Source organism: Serratia proteamaculans (assembly GCF_946227095.1).
In the GTDB taxonomy this organism is placed as follows: domain Bacteria; phylum Pseudomonadota; class Gammaproteobacteria; order Enterobacterales; family Enterobacteriaceae; genus Serratia; species Serratia proteamaculans_E.
Map to the genome: position 1 here is coordinate 509,532 of NZ_CAMISV010000003.1, position 14,801 is coordinate 524,332.

Below are 14,801 nucleotides of genomic sequence, written 5' to 3' on the forward strand. Positions count from 1 at the left end.
TTATTGCTCCTCCATGTTCAACGGGAAGTGGCAGGCGAACAGGTGGTTTTTCACCGGGCGCAGGCGTGGCGTTTCAATACACTTTTTCTGTGCATAGGGGCAGCGTGGCCCCAGACGGCAACCGATCGGCAAATGTTCCAGCGACGGAATGGCCCCCGGCAGGGTATTGAGTCGGCTTTTATGCGGTAGCGCGCGGCCGAAGTCCGGCATTGAGCGGATCAGCGCCTGAGTGTAAGGATGGTGCGGTGCGGCCAGCAGGTCTTCGCACTGGGCACTCTCCACCGTCTGGCCGCAGTACAGCACGTTGACCCGATCCGCCCATTTGCTCATCATTTGCAAATCGTGGCTGATCAGCAAAATGGTGGTGTTGTTGTTTTGGTTCAGGCGCGCCAGCAGGCGGAAAATCTGGGCCTGGGTGGTCGGCTCCATGGCGTTGGTCGGCTCATCGGCAATCAACAGGCGCGGCTGATTGGCCAGGGCGATGGCGATCATCACTTTCTGGCACTCACCGTCGGTCAGCTCATAAGGGAAGCTGCCCATAATGTCTTTATGATCCTTGATGCCCACCCGGTGCAGCAGCTCAATAGCGCGGCGTTTGCGCCAGTTAAAACGTTGCCACCAACGGCCCTTATAGGTCCAACCGGGGATCGCCTGCGCCAACTGACGGCCGATGCTTTCGGAAGGATCCAGACAGGACTGGGGTTCCTGGAAAATCATCGAGACGTTATGCCCGACCAGTTTGCGTCGTTCGCGCGGGGTTAACTGCAGCAGATCGATATCGTCAAAGCGGAAGCGGTCCGCGGTAACGCGCCAGTTGTCTTTGGTGACGCCGCAGATCGCCTTGGCGATCAAACTCTTGCCCGAGCCGGATTCCCCCACCAGGCCGCGCACTTCACCTTCGCTCAGCGTCATGCTAACGCGATCAACCGCTTTGACCGGCCCTTCGGCGGTCATAAATTCAATCGTCAGGTTGCGGATATCAAGTAATGGCATTATTCCACCCCCGTATTGATTGCGCGGCGCATACCGTCGCCCAACAGATTAACCAGCAGCACGCTGATCAGGATCGCGGCACCGGGCAGCATGACCGTCCAGGGGGCGACATACACCAGCTCCAGCGAATCGCCGAGCATGGCTCCCCATTCCGGGGATGGAAGCTGTGCGCCGAGATCGAGAAAGCCGAGGGCGGCAATATCCAGGATCGCCATCGACAGGGCGCGAGTGAATTCAGTCACCAGCACCGCCACGATATTTGGCATCACGGCGTACCACAGGATCTGCATCGTAGAGGCACCGTCCAGGCGCACCGCGACCACATACTCTTTTTCCAGCTCGTCGTGCACTGCGCTGTAGATGGTGCGCACCATGCGTGGCAACAACGCCAGCCAGACGGCCAGCATGGCGTGTTCGAGCTTGGGCCCGAGGAACGCCACCACCACAATCGCCAGCAGCAGCGAAGGGATGGAAAGCAGGGTGTCGAGAATATGATTGAGCACCGCAGAACGAAAACCGCGAGTTACGCCGGCAAACACCCCGAGGATCACCCCGACAAGGGCGGCGGCCACCGTGACCAGCAGTGCGGCACCGTAAGTGGAAGCGGTACCGGCCAGCAGACGGCTGAGAATATCGCGGCCGAGGTCGTCAGTGCCGAGGAAGAAGGAGACGTTGCCGTAACGCGACCAGGAAGGCGGCAGCAGTTGATAACCCAGGAACTGTTGGTCTAGCGCATAAGGCGCCAGCAGGCTGCCAAACAGGGAAAGCAGCAGCAGCGCTATCACGCCGTAAAAGCCAATCATCGCCAGCGCATCGCCGTAAAAAATCCGCCAGGTATAGAGCAGCGGGCTCGGCATTTTCTTTTCGCGGTATACGTTATCTAAGGGCATACCATTCCTTATGTTTCAGTGGGTTGGTGGCAGCACCCAAAATATCGGCCAGCACGTTAATGGTGATCACCAGCGTGCCGACCACCATCACACCGGCGGAGATCGCCGCATAATCCTGCTGGCGGATGGCGTTAATCATCCAGCGCCCCAGCCCCGGCCAACTGAACACCACTTCGGTGATCATTGCCAGCGTCAGCATGGTAGAAAACTGTAGCCCCAGCTTGGGGATGATCGGCGGCAACGCATTATGCAACACGTGGCGGCGGATAATGGTGAAACGAGATAACCCGCGGGTCGCGGCGGCCTTAATGTAGTTCTGGCTGAGCACGTCGTCGGTGCTGATGCGCATCAGGCGCACCACCTCGGTGGTCGGTGCCACCGCCAGTGCGGCGATTGGCAGGATCATGTGGCGCAGTGCGCTGCCGATCATTTCGCTGCGATAGGGTGAATCGGACAGCCAGGCGTCAATCAGGGCGAAACCGGTGATCGGCTTAACCTGATACAACAGATCGAAACGGCCGGAAACCGGCAGCCAACCCAGATGCAGTGAGAAAAACAGCATCAGCAGCAGCGCCAGCCAGAATACCGGCATTGAAAAACCGAGCAGTGCAAAAGTGCTGATGGCCGTGTCCTGCCACTTTCCGCGCATCACGCCGGCCAGAATGCCCAGTGGAATGCCGATAAACAGCGCCAGGGTGAAAGCGAGAATGCACAGCTCCATGGTTGCCGGGAACACTTCAGCCAACTGTTCGCTGATAGCCTGACCGTTAATGCTGGAGACGCCAAAATCCCAGTGCAACAGACTGACAAAGTAAAACTGGTAGGCGTCCAGCAGGGCGGCACCGTTCAGCGGCGCACGCGGTGTGAAATAGCTCAGGCTAAAGCTGACCAGCGTCAGGAAGAACAGGGTGATCAGCAGCAGCAAGAAACGGCGTAAGGTAAAGATAATCACTTTTTCGGCCCCTCCGCAGATTCACGGAACACGCCGGCAAATGACGCATTGCCGAACGGGCTCAGTACCAGTCCTTTGATGTCGTAACGATAGGCCTGCAGGCGTAATGAAGACGCCAGCGGCAACACTGGCAGTTGTTGTTCGAGAATTTTCTGCGCCTTCTGATAGTTTTCGATTCGCTGCGCCAACTGCTGTGACAGCAGGGCATTTTGCAGCACTTCGTCGAACCCCGGGTCACACCAGTGAGCATAGTTGGTTTGCGAGCGGATTGCCGCGCAGCTCAGCAATGGACGGAAGAAACTGTCCGGGTCGTTACTGTCGGTGGCCCACCCGGTCAGGGTCAGATCGTGATTCATCTCCATTAGCCGTGCTTCCTGGAAACGGCCTTCGACCGGCACGATGGTGACTTTAATCCCTACCTGGGCCAAATCGGCCTGGATCAGCTCGGCGGTTTTCAGCGGGCTGGGGTTGTAGGATTGCGACGCGGTAGGCACCCACAGACGCAGGTTCAGTGACTCAATGCCAGCCTGTCTCAGCATTTCGCGTGATTTGGCCGGATCAAACTCGGTGACGTGCGCATCATTGTCGTACGCCCAGGAGGCGCGCGGCAAAATGGAGGCGGCCGTTTCTGCCGTGCCGTAGTAAATCGACTGCATCAGACGCTGGTTGTTGATCGCCAGCGAAATTGCCTGACGGACTTTCAAATCGTCAAGCGGCGGTTTACGGGTGTTGAAGGCCAGATAGGCAATATTCATCCCCGGGCGCAGCGTCAGGCGCAGGCGCGGGTCATCACGCAGGATCGAAAGCTGGCTGGCGGCCGGGTAGGCCAGCACATCACACTCGCCGGTCAGCAGCTTGGATAACCGACCGGTGCCACCGGCACCCAGGTCGATCACCACCTGTGGCATGCGCGGTTTGCCTTTCCAGTACACGTCGTTGCGCGCCAGGCGAATATATTGCCCCGAGCGGTATTCATTCAACAGGAAGGGACCGGTACCGACCGGTTCACGGTCGATCATCTCCTGGCGGCCTTCACGGGTCAGGTCATCGGCGTATTCCGCCGACAGCACCGGCGCATAATGGGTCGCGATATGCCATAAGAAAGAGGCGTCCGGCGCTTGCAGGCGGATCTCAACCGTGTAGTCGTCGAGCTTTTTCACGCTTTGCACCGAGTCGCCAAACTGCAGGCTGTCGAAGTACGGATACTCGCCGCCGTTGACGTCATGATAAGGGTGCTTTTGGTTAAATACGCGCTCGAAGCTGAATACCACGTCATCGGCGTTCAGTTTACGGGTTGGTGTGAACCAGGCGGTGGTCTGGAAAGGTACGTCCTTGCGCAGATGGAAACGGTAGGTTGCGCCGTTATCCAGCACTTCCCAGCTTTGCGCCAGTTCTGGGATCAAGCGGTAGGTGTAGGGGTCGACATCCAGCAGGCGGTCGTACAGCTGTGCAGCCAGGGTATCGACCGTCAGGCCGCTGCTGGCCATCTGCGGGTTAAAGGTGTTCAGTATGCCGCTGACACAGTAGACAAAGCCGCTCTGGCGGATGTCCGGCAACGGGGGAGCCGCGGTGGGCGCAGGAGGTGTTGAGGCCAGGGCGGTGCCCGCCAGGCAACTCAACGACAAAATCCAAAGGGGTAAACCACGCATAGAGGCTTCATGGGTTAATAAGCAATAGCATTAGTGTATCGCACTCTGGCGAACAGCCCAATCCATTGAGCAAAATGGCTGAGTTTTCTGCTACTTGATTGAACAACTCCCCCGTATTGGCAAAAAAGTTACAATTGATATGTTATAACATATCAAAATCATGTTACCGTTCTCTGGCAATGTACTGATAATCGCAAGGGGATGTATGAACATGGTTGCACTTCCACCACGCCAACCGCTGCCGGATGCGCAGGCCTGGCAGGGCGCAATGAGCGAGGTTGGGCTCGATTGGGTAGGGATGCAAGGGATCGCTCTGCCGCTGGAATTGGCAGGCAAGCCGCTGATGGCAAAGGTCAATGCCGGGATCAATCTGCGAGCCAGTCGCCAGGGTGCGCGCGGGATACATATGTCGCGCCTCTACCTGGCGTTGGATGAATTAACCCAGGGCGAACTGACGCCGCAGCGTATTAGCGATCAACTGCAGGCCTTTCTGGCGTCACAGCCAGAGAACAGTGACCGCGCCAACCTGAGTATCAGCGGCGAACTGCTGCTGTCGCGCCCGGCGTTGCTGTCGCCTTATCGTGGCTGGAAAGCTTACCCATTGAAAATTGACGCCACGCTGACCAGCGAACTGACCCTGTCCCTGACGGTCGGCGTGCCTTATTCCTCCACCTGTCCGAGTTCGGCGGCGCTTAGCCGTCAACTGGCGCAGCAGCAATTTCAGTTTGATTTCGAACACTCCCCCGAGAAAGTCGATCAACAGCAGGTGATTGACTGGCTGGGCGAACAGGGCATGCCTGCCACGCCGCACAGTCAGCGCAGTTGGGCCTGGGTGACGGTCACGCTGAATGAGGGTGAAGCCGCCTTGCCGGTGGTCAATTTAATCGATCGCATCGAGCATGCGCTGGGTACACCTCTACAAACGCTGGTGAAACGTCAGGACGAGCAGGCATTTGCCCTGGCTAACGGCCAGAACCTGATGTTCTGTGAGGATGCCGCACGCCGCCTGTATCGGATGCTACGTAGTCAGTGCAACCACCGTGCGTTTTCGTTGCGGGTGGAGCATCAGGAAAGCCTGCACGCCCACAATGCCGTGGCGGAATTGAGCTGGCAGGAGGCCGAGCATGCTGCGTAAAAACCCCAGTGGCCACCTGCCTCAGGTCTCGCCGAAAGCCTATATCGATCCCACCGCCATTATCTGTGGCCGGGTGATTGTCGAAGACTTTGTCTACGTTGGGCCGTACGCGGTGATCCGCGCGGATGAGCTGAATGCGGCCGGGGACATGGAGCCGATCATTATCGGTTCCCACTCCAATATTCAGGACGGCGTGGTGATCCACTCGAAAAGCGGTGCGGCGGTCACCATCGGCCGCTTCAGCTCTATCGCTCATCGCGCCATCGTCCACGGCCCGTGCCGCATTGAAGATCGGGTATTTATTGGCTTCAACAGCGTGCTGTTCAATTGCCACATCGGCTCCGGCTGCGTAGTGCGCTACAACGCGGTGGTGGATGGTGTGGCGCTGCCGGAAAACCTGTACATCCCGTCAACCGAACGCGTCGGCGCCGACAGTGACCTGTCGCTTTACTCGCAGGTCGATCGCGGCGCGCTGCAATTTTCTGAAGAGGTGGCCGCCACCAACATCGAACTGGTGCGCGGCTACCAGGCATTACGCAATGAGTTTTGAGTGAGGACTCCATGAATCCATTACCCGTAACCGTGCTTTCCGGCTTTCTCGGCGCCGGTAAAACCACGGTGTTGAACCATATTCTGAATAACCGCCAGGGCATGCGCGTGGCGGTGATCGTCAACGACATGAGCGAAGTAAACATCGATGTCGCGCTGGTCGAGAATGAAGTCCAGCTCGATCGCCAACAGGAAAAGCTGGTGGAGATGAGCAATGGCTGCATCTGCTGCACGCTGCGTGAAGATCTGTTGATTTCGGTGCGTGAACTGGCGCAGGCCAGCCGGTTTGATTATCTGCTGATCGAGTCCAGTGGCATCTCCGAACCCTTACCGGTAGCGGAGACCTTCACTTTTGAGGATGAGCAGGGGGAAAGCCTGTCGCACTTCGCCCGCCTGGATACCCTGGTCACGGTAGTAGACGGGGTTAACTTTATCCAGCAGTACCAGCAGGCACAGTCGCTGCAGGAAGCGGGGCAAAGCCTGGGCGAAGATGATTTGCGCAGCGTGGCCGATCTGCTGATCGAACAGATTGAGTTCTGTGACGTGATGCTGGTGAGTAAAACCGACCTGCTGACTGCGGAACAGCAGGGCGAAGTGATGGCGCTGCTCGCCAGCCTGAATCCGGATGCCAATATTATCGCCATCTCCCCCGGTAAATTGCCACTGGAGGCGGTGTTGAACACCGGCAGCTTCAGCTTTGACAAAGCGCAGCAGGCACCGGGTTGGCTGAAAGAGCTGCGTGGCGAGCACCTGCCGGAAACGGAAAACTACGGCATCAGCAGTTTTGTCTATCAGGCGCGGCGACCCTTTGCACCGGATAAATTCTATCGGGTGATCAATGGCGACTGGGGCGGTGGCAAGCTGCTGCGATCCAAAGGCTTCTATTGGCTGGCGACGCGTCCACGTCAGGCTGGGCAATGGAGCCAGGCCGGTGGCATCGCTCATTATGGTCTGGCGGGCACCTTCTGGCGCGCTATTGCGCAAGATAACTGGCCGCAGGATGAAGAGACCCAGGCGCAGATTAGGGAAAAATGGGTCGAGCCTTTTGGTGATATGCGTCAGGAACTGGTGTTTATCGGTCAAAATCTGCAGCAGGCCGAAATCACGCGTTTGCTGGATGCCTGCCTGCTGAACGACGAGGAGATGGCGGCCGGTGTGGACTATTGGCATGAGATGGCCGACCCCTTCCCTGAGTGGTAATTGCACAATGACAGTGTGGTAATGAGAAAAATTCTCAACAAAGTGCTTTACAGGTGATACTGAGAACTATTATCATCACCTGGCAGTTCACGGAAGGCCACAGCTTGTGGCTCTGCTGTGAAAGGCACGACATTGCTCACATTGCTTCCAGTGTTTTTTAAGCCAGCTCGGGTGCTGGCTTTTTTTTTGCCTGTTATTCTTCTTCTGCCTCGCCATTTTGCAACAGTGCGTGCTTTTTCAGCATGCCGCGCAACTGGTGATAGGTCAGCCCCAGCAGCTCCGCCGCCTTACGCTGATTAAATCTTCCCTGTTGCAGCGCCGCTTCAATCAGAGATTTTTCCTGCGCCAACTGCCAAGTTTTCAAATCCAGCGGCAGTGTGGGACGTTCATCACCTGTCTCGCGTTCGGTGGGCAATGGCAGGGTTTCCCGTTGGGCGAACGGATTGATGATGATTTCATCCAACGCGCTGTCACTGGTACCGTGCCGATACACCGAACGCTCCACCACGTTTTTCAGTTCACGCACGTTGCCCGGCCAGTGATAGCCGAGCAGGGTGTCTCTGGCACGCTCGGTAAAGCCGGGGAACAGCGACAGCGACAGCTCGCGACACATCTGAATCGCAAAGTGTTCGGCCAGCAACATGATGTCTTGCTGCCGCTGGCGCAGCGGTGGCAACTGCACCACGTCGAATGCCAGCCGGTCGAGCAAGTCGGCGCGGAATTTACCCGCCGCCGCCAGTGCAGGCAGGTCGTCATTGGTAGCGCACACCAGCCGGACATCAACCTGCAGCGGCTGGCTACCGCCAACGCGTTCCAGGTGACCGTATTCAATTACCCGCAGCAGTTTCTCCTGTACCAGCATTGGGGCGGTGGCCAGCTCATCGAGAAACAAAGTGCCGCCGTCGGCACGTTCAAAGCGACCAAGATGACGTTTCTGCGCACCAGTAAAGGCACCGGCCTCGTGGCCGAACAGCTCGGAATCCAGCAGGTTTTCGTTCAGCGCCGCGCAGTTAAGCGAGATAAACGGCCCCTGCCAACGGTTGGAAAGGTAATGCAGACGGTGGGCAATTAACTCTTTACCGGTACCACGCTCGCCGATCACCAACACCGGCTTGTTCAACTTTGCCAGTTGCGAGACTTGCTCCAAGACTTCGACAAAGGCATTTGCTTCGCCCAGCAGGTTTTCTAACTGTTCGCTCATGATGAAATTCGCCAATGTTTGGTGAAAATAATCACTCTACAGCAAGCCCGCAGAGAGTCAAAAATAAATAGTTGTTGTTATTCAATGGAATAAAAGTTGGCACGGGTTTTGATTAAGTCTTAGGGAAATCTGTATGACCTAACGCGGCGCTTCAGACGCCATCAGAACCAAGAGGAAGTGAATTATGGGTATTTTTTCTCGTTTTGCCGACATCGTGAACGCCAACATCAATACGCTGCTGGATAAGGCGGAAGATCCGCAAAAGCTGGTGCGTTTGATGATCCAGGAGATGGAAGACACGCTGGTTGAAGTGCGTTCTACCTCAGCGCGAGCGCTGGCGGAGAAAAAACAGTTGCTGCGCCGCATTGAGCAGGGTGAAAACCAGCTTAGCGATTGGCAGGACAAAGCCGAACTGGCGCTGCGCAAAGAAAAAGAAGATCTGGCCCGTGCGGCACTGATCGAAAAACAAAAAGTGGCCGACCTGATTGCTACGCTGACTCATGAAGTGTCTACCGTAGAAGAAACGTTGGCGCGCATGAAAAGCGAAATCGGCGAGTTGGAGAACAAGCTGACCGAAACCCGCGCTCGCCAGCAGGCGCTGACATTGCGTCACCAGGCGGCGTCGTCTTCACGTGACGTGCGCCGTCAGCTCGACAGCGGCAAACTGGATGAGGCGATGGCACGTTTCGAGCAGTTCGAACGTCGCATCGACCATATGGAAGCCGAGGCGGAAAGCGTCATCATCGGCAAAAAGAAGTCTCTGGATCAAGAGTTTGCCGAACTGAAAGCCGACGATGCCATCAGTGAGCAACTGGCGGCGCTGAAAGCTAAAATGAACCGTTCTGAGTAAGGCGACAGCGGCCACGGTGATGTGGCCGCTCACCAAGACGCATTGAGAAGGAAAAGAAATGAGTGCTCTATTACTTGCCATTCCGTTGACAATCTTTGTGTTGTTTGTCGCACCGATTTGGCTTTGGCTGCATTACAGCAATCGGCAACAAAACGGCATTCAACTGAGCCATCAGGAAATGCAGCGTCTGGCGCAGTTGGCGGAAGATGCCAAGCGCATGCGTGAACGCATTCAGGCGCTGGAAGAGATCCTCGATGCAGAACACCCGAACTGGAGACAGTCTTGATGAACAACACTCTGGGCAGTAAAAAGCTTTATCGCGTCCCTGAAGAAGGCATGCTGAAGGGCGTCTGCGCCGGTCTGGCCCATTATTTTGACGTGCCGGTGCGCCTGATCCGAGTGATCGTGGTGCTGTCGATGTTCTTCGGACTGTTCTTCTTCACCCTGATCGCCTATTTCGCCCTGGTGTTCGTGTTGGATGAAGCACCGGCCAGCCGTTTTGACGGCGAACAGCAAAAAACACCGCGCCAGTTGCTCGACCAATTAGAGTATGAGCTGGGCAGTGGCGAACAGCAACTGCGGCAGGTTGAGCGTTATGTCACGTCGGATACCTTCGGCGTACAGAGTCGTTTCCGCAAGTTATAACCCCGCCTTGAGTGCAATGGCCTGCGCGTGGCGCAGGTCAGGCATTGCAACTGACATCATCCTTTTGAACAAAATTGTGCCGGAGGGCATTGATAATGAAAAAAACCTATGCCGTAAACGCCGTTAAATCCGGTGGATTTAAACAAGGAGCCGGTACAATGTTGAAGACATTGTCTAAAGTCATCATCATAGCGTTACTGAATTACGGCCCGGCAGGGGCGGCCGGTTGGCTGCTGCGCACCGTGGGCCGCAAACCGATTCGCTTTGTCCTGGCGCTGGTGCTGGAACCGCTGTTCCGCAAAGGCCTGAACAAGGTATTTGGGCGTTATGCCAAGGAGAACAATGAAACGACTGCAAAATGAGTTAACGTCGCTGGTCAACCGCGGGATGGATCGCCATCTGCGTCTGGCGGTGACTGGCCTGAGCCGCAGCGGCAAAACCGCCTTTATCACCGCTTTCGTCAACCAATTGCTGCACGTTCACAGTGGTGCACGTATGCCGCTGTTCTCGCCGGTGCGTGAAGAGCGTCTGCTGGGTGTGAAGCGCATTCCGCAACGCGATCTCGGCATTCAGCGTTTTACCTATGATGAAGGGCTGGCACAGCTTTATGGCACCCCGCCGAGCTGGCCGACCCCGACGCGTGGCGTCAGCGAAATTCGCCTGGCGTTGCGTTACCGTTCCAACGACTCATTGTTGCGTCACTTCAAAGACACTTCAACGCTGTATCTGGAGATTGTAGATTACCCTGGTGAATGGTTGTTGGACTTGCCGATGCTGGAACAGGACTATCTGGCCTGGTCACGGCAAATGGCGGGACTGCTGCAGGGCGATCGCGCCGAGTGGGCCAAGCCCTGGCTGGAACTGTGTAAAAGCTGCGATCCGCTGGCTCCGGCCGATGAAAACAAGCTGGCGGCCATCGCCCAGGCTTATACCGATTACCTGCTGCGTTGCAAAAGTGAAGGGCTGCATTTTATTCAGCCGGGCCGCTTCGTGCTGCCGGGCGATCTGGCCGGTGCACCGGCATTGCAGTTCTTCCCCTGGCCCAATGTCGACAGTCTCGGTGAATCCAGGCTGGCACAGGCGGATAAACACAGCAATATCGGCATGCTGCGTGCGCGGTTCAACTATTACTGCCAGACCATCGTCAAAAACTTTTATAAAGAGCATTTCGTCCGCTTCGATCGTCAGATTGTACTGGTGGATTGTCTGCAGCCGCTTAACAGTGGTCCGCAGGCGTTCAACGACATGCGGCTGGCGCTGACCCAACTGATGCAGAGTTTCCACTACGGTAAGCGCACGCTGTTTCGCCGGTTATTTTCGCCGACCATTGATAAACTGATGTTTGCCGCCACCAAGGCCGATCACATCACTGCCGATCAGCACGCCAATCTGGTGTCGTTGCTGCAACAGCTGGTGCAGGAAGCGTGGCAGAACGCGGCGTTTGAGGGCATCAGCATGGACTGCGTCGGGCTGGCTTCGGTGCAGGCTACCGAGAGCGGTATCGTTGACCATCAGGGGCAGCGGATCCCAGCGTTGAAAGGCAATCGCCTGAACGACGGAGCGCCGCTGACCGTATTCCCCGGCGAAGTGCCGGCGCGTTTACCGGGGCCGACGTTCTGGCAAAACCAGGGCTTCCATTTTGATCAGTTTCGCCCCCGCGCGATGAGTGTGGATAGCCCATTGCCGCATATCCGTCTGGATGCGGTGATGGAGTTTTTACTGGGAGATAAATTGCGATGAGCGAGCCGATAAAACCGCGTATCGATTTCGAACAGCCGTTGCAGCCACCGCAGGAGCCTGTGTTACGCGCCAATGTGGCCTTCGATGAACAGCAGGCGGAAAGTTTTTTCCCGGCGGCACCGGAGCTGGAGCAGGAAGAGGAAGAAGGGCGCGCCGAAGGCATTATCAATGCGGCGCTGAAACCCAAGCGCAGCCTGTGGCGAAAAATGGTCACCGCCGGGCTGACGTTGTTCGGCGTCAGTGTGGTGGCACAGGGCGTGCAATGGGTACATACCGCCTGGGTGCAACAGGATTGGATTGCCATGGGTGGCGGTGTTGCTGGCGGTTTGATTGTCTTTGCCGGAGTGGGCTCGGTGGTGACCGAATGGCGTCGGCTGTATCGCTTGCGTCAACGGGCAGAAGAGCGAGATGTGGCACGCGAGCTGTTGCACAGTCATGGATTGGGTAAAGGGCGTGAGTTTTGTGAGAAGCTGGCGCGCCAGGCCGGGCTCGATCAGGGACATCCGGCATTGCAACGCTGGCAGGCTTCGCTGCATGAAACCCAGAACGATCGTGAGGTAGTGGCGCTGTACGCCAAGCTGGTGCAGCCGGTATTGGATAATCAGGCGCGGCGTGAAATCAGCCGTTCAGCCGCAGAATCTACGTTAATGATCGCCGTCAGCCCGCTGGCGGTGGTGGATATGGCGTTTATCGCCTGGCGTAATATTCGGCTGATCAACCGCATCGCGGCGCTGTATGGTATCGAACTGGGTTACTTCAGCCGTTTGCGCTTGTTCCGTCTGGTGCTGTTGAACATTGCTTTTGCCGGTGCATCCGAACTGGTGCGCGAAGTGGGAATGGACTGGATGTCACAAGACCTCGCCGCCCGATTGTCCGCCCGAGCGGCGCAGGGTATTGGTGCCGGTTTGCTGACCGCCAGACTCGGCATCAAGGCAATGGAGCTGTGTCGTCCGCTGCCCTGGCTGGAGGGGGAAAAACCGAAGCTGGGTGATTTCCGCAGCCAACTGATCGGCCAATTGAAAGACACCCTGAAAAAGAGCGATAACAAAGCCAAATAATTTGCCAGCGGCGTCCACCCGGGCGCCGCTGTTCATTCTTGCAGCAATCATTCCCCGCTAACGCCAATACGTAACCCCCGCTTGACGAAAGACGATCACCCTGTAAATGCATTATATTTATCTGCAAATTTATTGGCAGTTGTGATAACTCTCTACAGATAAGCTAAAATGAGGCCGATGGTGTTATTCACTTGCGTTTAAAATCATCAACAACAGCGATAAATCAGAGTTCTGTCAACTTTTGCTGACAGATTGCTTCTACCGCTCGGGGTGAGAGAGTATCATCGTTATCAGTCATCCCCGCACCTGCAGAGATAAGGCCAATACTGATGCGTTTGGAAGTTTTTTGCGAAGACCGGCTCGGTCTGACTCGAGAGTTACTCGATCTTTTGGTATTGCGCAGCATAGATTTACGTGGCATCGAAATCGATCCCATCGGCCGCATTTACCTTAATTTTTCCCAGCTGGATTTCGACACCTTCCGCGCGCTGATGGCGGAAATCCGCCGCATTGCCGGCGTGACCGATGTACGCACAGTGAATTTCATGCCGTCTGAACGCGAACACCGTGCACTGCGCGCGCTGTTGGAGTCGATGCCGGAACCGGTGTTCTCGATCGATATGAAGGGCAAAGTCGAACTGGCCAACCCGGCGGCGCAGGCGCTGTTTGGGTTCAGCGAAGACAAAATCCGTAACCAGACGGCTACTGCGCTGATTGGCGGCTATAACTTCAACCGCTGGCTGGAGAGCGAGCAGACGACGCCGCAATCTGAACGGGTGGTGATCCGCAGTCAGGACTTCCTGATGGATATCACGCCAATCTATCTGGAAGACGAGAACCAGCAGAATGCCACCGTAGGCGCGGTAGTGATGCTGAAATCTACGGCCCGTATGGGACGTCAGTTACAGAATCTGTCGGTGAACGATGACACCGAGTTTGATCATATCGTTGCCGCCAGCCCAAAAATGCGCCACGTGCTGGAGCAGGCACGCAAGCTGGCGATGCTGGATGCGCCGCTGTTAATTGTCGGCGACACCGGTACCGGCAAAGATATTCTGGCCCGGGCCTGCCATCTGCGCAGCCCGCGTGGCAAGCAGCCGTTCCTGGCGCTGAACTGTGCGGCATTACCGGATGATGTAGCGGAAAGTGAGCTGTTCGGCCATGCGCCTGGCGCCTATCCGAATGCGCTGGAAGGCAAGAAGGGCTTCTTCGAGCAGGCACATGGCGGTTCGGTATTGCTGGATGAGATTGGTGAGATGTCACCGCGCATGCAGACCAAATTGCTGCGTTTTATTAATGATGGCACCTTCCGTCGCGTGGGTGAAGAACACGAAGTCCATGTGGATGTGCGGGTGATTTGCGCGACGCAGAAAAACCTGACCGAACTGGTGCAACGTGGTGAGTTCCGTGAAGATCTCTACTATCGCCTTAACGTGCTGACCATCACTATTCCGCCGCTGCGTGAGCGTCCGCAGGACATCATGCCGCTGACCGAACTGTTTGTGGCGCGCTTTGCCGATGAGCAGGGTGTCGCGCGGCCGAAGCTGGCGAACGATCTGGGCAGTTTCCTCAGCAAATACGGTTGGCCGGGCAACGTGCGACAGTTGAAGAACGCCATTTACCGTGCGCTGACGCAAACAGAAGGCTTCGAACTGCGCCCGCAGGACATCGTACTGCCGGAGTTTGAAGTTGAAATGTCACTCGGCGATGAGGTGATGGACGGCTCGCTTGACGATATCAGCAAGCGATTCGAGCGCTCGGTGCTGACACGGTTGTACCGTACTTACCCAAGTACGCGAAAACTGGCGAAACGCCTGGGGGTTTCACATACCGCGATTGCCAATAAGTTGCGGGAATATGGCCTCAGCAGCCGTAAGCCTACCGGCGAAAACGAAGAATAAAAAAACGGGCGCATAAGCGCCCGTTTCTACATTTAACT

The 14,801-nt window shown here is 56.6% G+C and carries 15 protein-coding genes; 10 read left to right on the plus strand and 5 right to left on the minus strand.

What is annotated here, in order from left to right; all coding sequences use genetic code 11:
* The 4 genes from sapD to sapA are packed head-to-tail and all read right to left on the minus strand — an operon-like array spanning window position 1 to window position 4,484.
* The gene (gene sapD / locus OC597_RS09010; protein WP_012145360.1) at window positions 1-993 is read right to left on the minus strand and encodes a putrescine export ABC transporter ATP-binding protein SapD; all 993 of its coding nucleotides are present in this window, start codon (window positions 991-993) and stop codon (window positions 1-3) included.
* Window positions 993-1,883: a putrescine export ABC transporter permease SapC gene (gene sapC / locus OC597_RS09015; protein WP_261256691.1), complete on the minus strand. Its 891-nt coding sequence runs from the start codon at window positions 1,881-1,883 to the stop codon at window positions 993-995. Before sapC ends, sapD begins: the two co-directional genes overlap by 1 nt.
* The gene (gene sapB, locus OC597_RS09020) at window positions 1,870-2,835 is read right to left on the minus strand and encodes a putrescine export ABC transporter permease SapB (RefSeq protein WP_261256693.1); all 966 of its coding nucleotides are present in this window, start codon (window positions 2,833-2,835) and stop codon (window positions 1,870-1,872) included. Before sapB ends, sapC begins: the two co-directional genes overlap by 14 nt.
* Window positions 2,832-4,484, minus strand: coding sequence for an ABC transporter substrate-binding protein SapA (gene sapA / locus OC597_RS09025; protein WP_261256695.1), 1,653 nt, complete (start codon window positions 4,482-4,484; stop codon window positions 2,832-2,834). Before sapA ends, sapB begins: the two co-directional genes overlap by 4 nt.
* A 205-nt stretch (window positions 4,485-4,689) precedes the next feature.
* Here sapA and folE2 point away from each other — a divergent pair, with 205 nt between their 5' ends.
* The 3 genes from folE2 to zigA are packed head-to-tail and all read left to right on the plus strand — an operon-like array spanning window position 4,690 to window position 7,368.
* Complete coding sequence (gene folE2 / locus OC597_RS09030; protein WP_261256697.1) at window positions 4,690-5,619, plus strand: GTP cyclohydrolase FolE2; 930 nt, start codon at window positions 4,690-4,692, stop codon at window positions 5,617-5,619.
* Window positions 5,609-6,169, plus strand: coding sequence for an LbetaH domain-containing protein (locus OC597_RS09035; RefSeq protein WP_262208425.1), 561 nt, complete (start codon window positions 5,609-5,611; stop codon window positions 6,167-6,169). The genes folE2 and OC597_RS09035 overlap by 11 nt, the downstream gene beginning before the upstream one ends.
* 11 nt (window positions 6,170-6,180) lie before the next feature.
* On the plus strand, window positions 6,181-7,368 hold the full coding sequence (gene zigA / locus OC597_RS09040) for a zinc metallochaperone GTPase ZigA (protein ID WP_262208426.1): 1,188 nt from the start codon (window positions 6,181-6,183) through the stop codon (window positions 7,366-7,368).
* Between the two features lie 193 nt (window positions 7,369-7,561).
* On the opposite strand, the gene pspF is transcribed toward zigA, so the two are convergent.
* The gene (pspF, locus tag OC597_RS09045; RefSeq protein WP_261284738.1) at window positions 7,562-8,569 is read right to left on the minus strand and encodes a phage shock protein operon transcriptional activator; all 1,008 of its coding nucleotides are present in this window, start codon (window positions 8,567-8,569) and stop codon (window positions 7,562-7,564) included.
* A gap of 184 nt (window positions 8,570-8,753) precedes the next feature.
* Between pspF and pspA the strand changes: the two genes are divergently transcribed.
* The 7 genes from pspA (at window position 8,754) to tyrR (ending at window position 14,763) form a co-directional block, all read left to right on the plus strand.
* A complete protein-coding gene (pspA, locus tag OC597_RS09050) occupies window positions 8,754-9,419 on the plus strand; it encodes a phage shock protein PspA (protein ID WP_135316761.1) in 666 nt (221 codons plus the stop codon).
* Window positions 9,420-9,477: 58 nt separating this feature from the next.
* Complete coding sequence (gene pspB, locus OC597_RS09055) at window positions 9,478-9,705, plus strand: envelope stress response membrane protein PspB (protein ID WP_012145351.1); 228 nt, start codon at window positions 9,478-9,480, stop codon at window positions 9,703-9,705.
* Window positions 9,705-10,064, plus strand: a complete 360-nt coding sequence (gene pspC / locus OC597_RS09060) for an envelope stress response membrane protein PspC (RefSeq protein ID WP_099062891.1) — start codon at window positions 9,705-9,707, stop codon at window positions 10,062-10,064. The genes pspB and pspC overlap by 1 nt, the downstream gene beginning before the upstream one ends.
* Before the next feature lie 95 nt (window positions 10,065-10,159).
* Window positions 10,160-10,426, plus strand: a complete 267-nt coding sequence (pspD, locus tag OC597_RS09065) for a phage shock protein PspD (protein ID WP_099062892.1) — start codon at window positions 10,160-10,162, stop codon at window positions 10,424-10,426.
* Entirely contained in the window at window positions 10,407-11,804 is a 1,398-nt protein-coding gene (locus OC597_RS09070) for a YcjX family GTP-binding protein (RefSeq protein ID WP_207976562.1), read from the plus strand. The genes pspD and OC597_RS09070 overlap by 20 nt, the downstream gene beginning before the upstream one ends.
* Window positions 11,801-12,862 (plus strand): YcjF family protein, encoded by a 1,062-nt coding sequence (locus OC597_RS09075; protein ID WP_261256706.1) that lies wholly within the window; start codon window positions 11,801-11,803, stop codon window positions 12,860-12,862. The genes OC597_RS09070 and OC597_RS09075 overlap by 4 nt, the downstream gene beginning before the upstream one ends.
* A gap of 329 nt (window positions 12,863-13,191) precedes the next feature.
* Entirely contained in the window at window positions 13,192-14,763 is a 1,572-nt protein-coding gene (gene tyrR / locus OC597_RS09080; RefSeq protein ID WP_261256709.1) for a transcriptional regulator TyrR, read from the plus strand.
* The last annotated feature ends 38 nt before the right edge of the window (window positions 14,764-14,801 follow it).

Coding starts and splice junctions, on each gene's coding strand:
- sapD (WP_012145360.1), bottom strand. CDS start 993: ATGCCATTACTTGATATCCGCAACCTGACGATTGAATTTATGACCGCC.
- sapC (WP_261256691.1), bottom strand. CDS start 1,883: ATGCCCTTAGATAACGTATACCGCGAAAAGAAAATGCCGAGCCCGCTG.
- sapA (WP_261256695.1), bottom strand. CDS start 4,484: ATGCGTGGTTTACCCCTTTGGATTTTGTCGTTGAGTTGCCTGGCGGGC.
- folE2 (WP_261256697.1), top strand. CDS start 4,690: ATGAACATGGTTGCACTTCCACCACGCCAACCGCTGCCGGATGCGCAG.
- OC597_RS09035 (WP_262208425.1), top strand. CDS start 5,609: ATGCTGCGTAAAAACCCCAGTGGCCACCTGCCTCAGGTCTCGCCGAAA.
- zigA (WP_262208426.1), top strand. CDS start 6,181: ATGAATCCATTACCCGTAACCGTGCTTTCCGGCTTTCTCGGCGCCGGT.
- pspF (WP_261284738.1), bottom strand. CDS start 8,569: ATGAGCGAACAGTTAGAAAACCTGCTGGGCGAAGCAAATGCCTTTGTC.
- pspA (WP_135316761.1), top strand. CDS start 8,754: ATGGGTATTTTTTCTCGTTTTGCCGACATCGTGAACGCCAACATCAAT.
- pspB (WP_012145351.1), top strand. CDS start 9,478: ATGAGTGCTCTATTACTTGCCATTCCGTTGACAATCTTTGTGTTGTTT.
- pspC (WP_099062891.1), top strand. CDS start 9,705: ATGAACAACACTCTGGGCAGTAAAAAGCTTTATCGCGTCCCTGAAGAA.
- pspD (WP_099062892.1), top strand. CDS start 10,160: ATGAAAAAAACCTATGCCGTAAACGCCGTTAAATCCGGTGGATTTAAA.
- OC597_RS09070 (WP_207976562.1), top strand. CDS start 10,407: ATGAAACGACTGCAAAATGAGTTAACGTCGCTGGTCAACCGCGGGATG.
- OC597_RS09075 (WP_261256706.1), top strand. CDS start 11,801: ATGAGCGAGCCGATAAAACCGCGTATCGATTTCGAACAGCCGTTGCAG.
- tyrR (WP_261256709.1), top strand. CDS start 13,192: ATGCGTTTGGAAGTTTTTTGCGAAGACCGGCTCGGTCTGACTCGAGAG.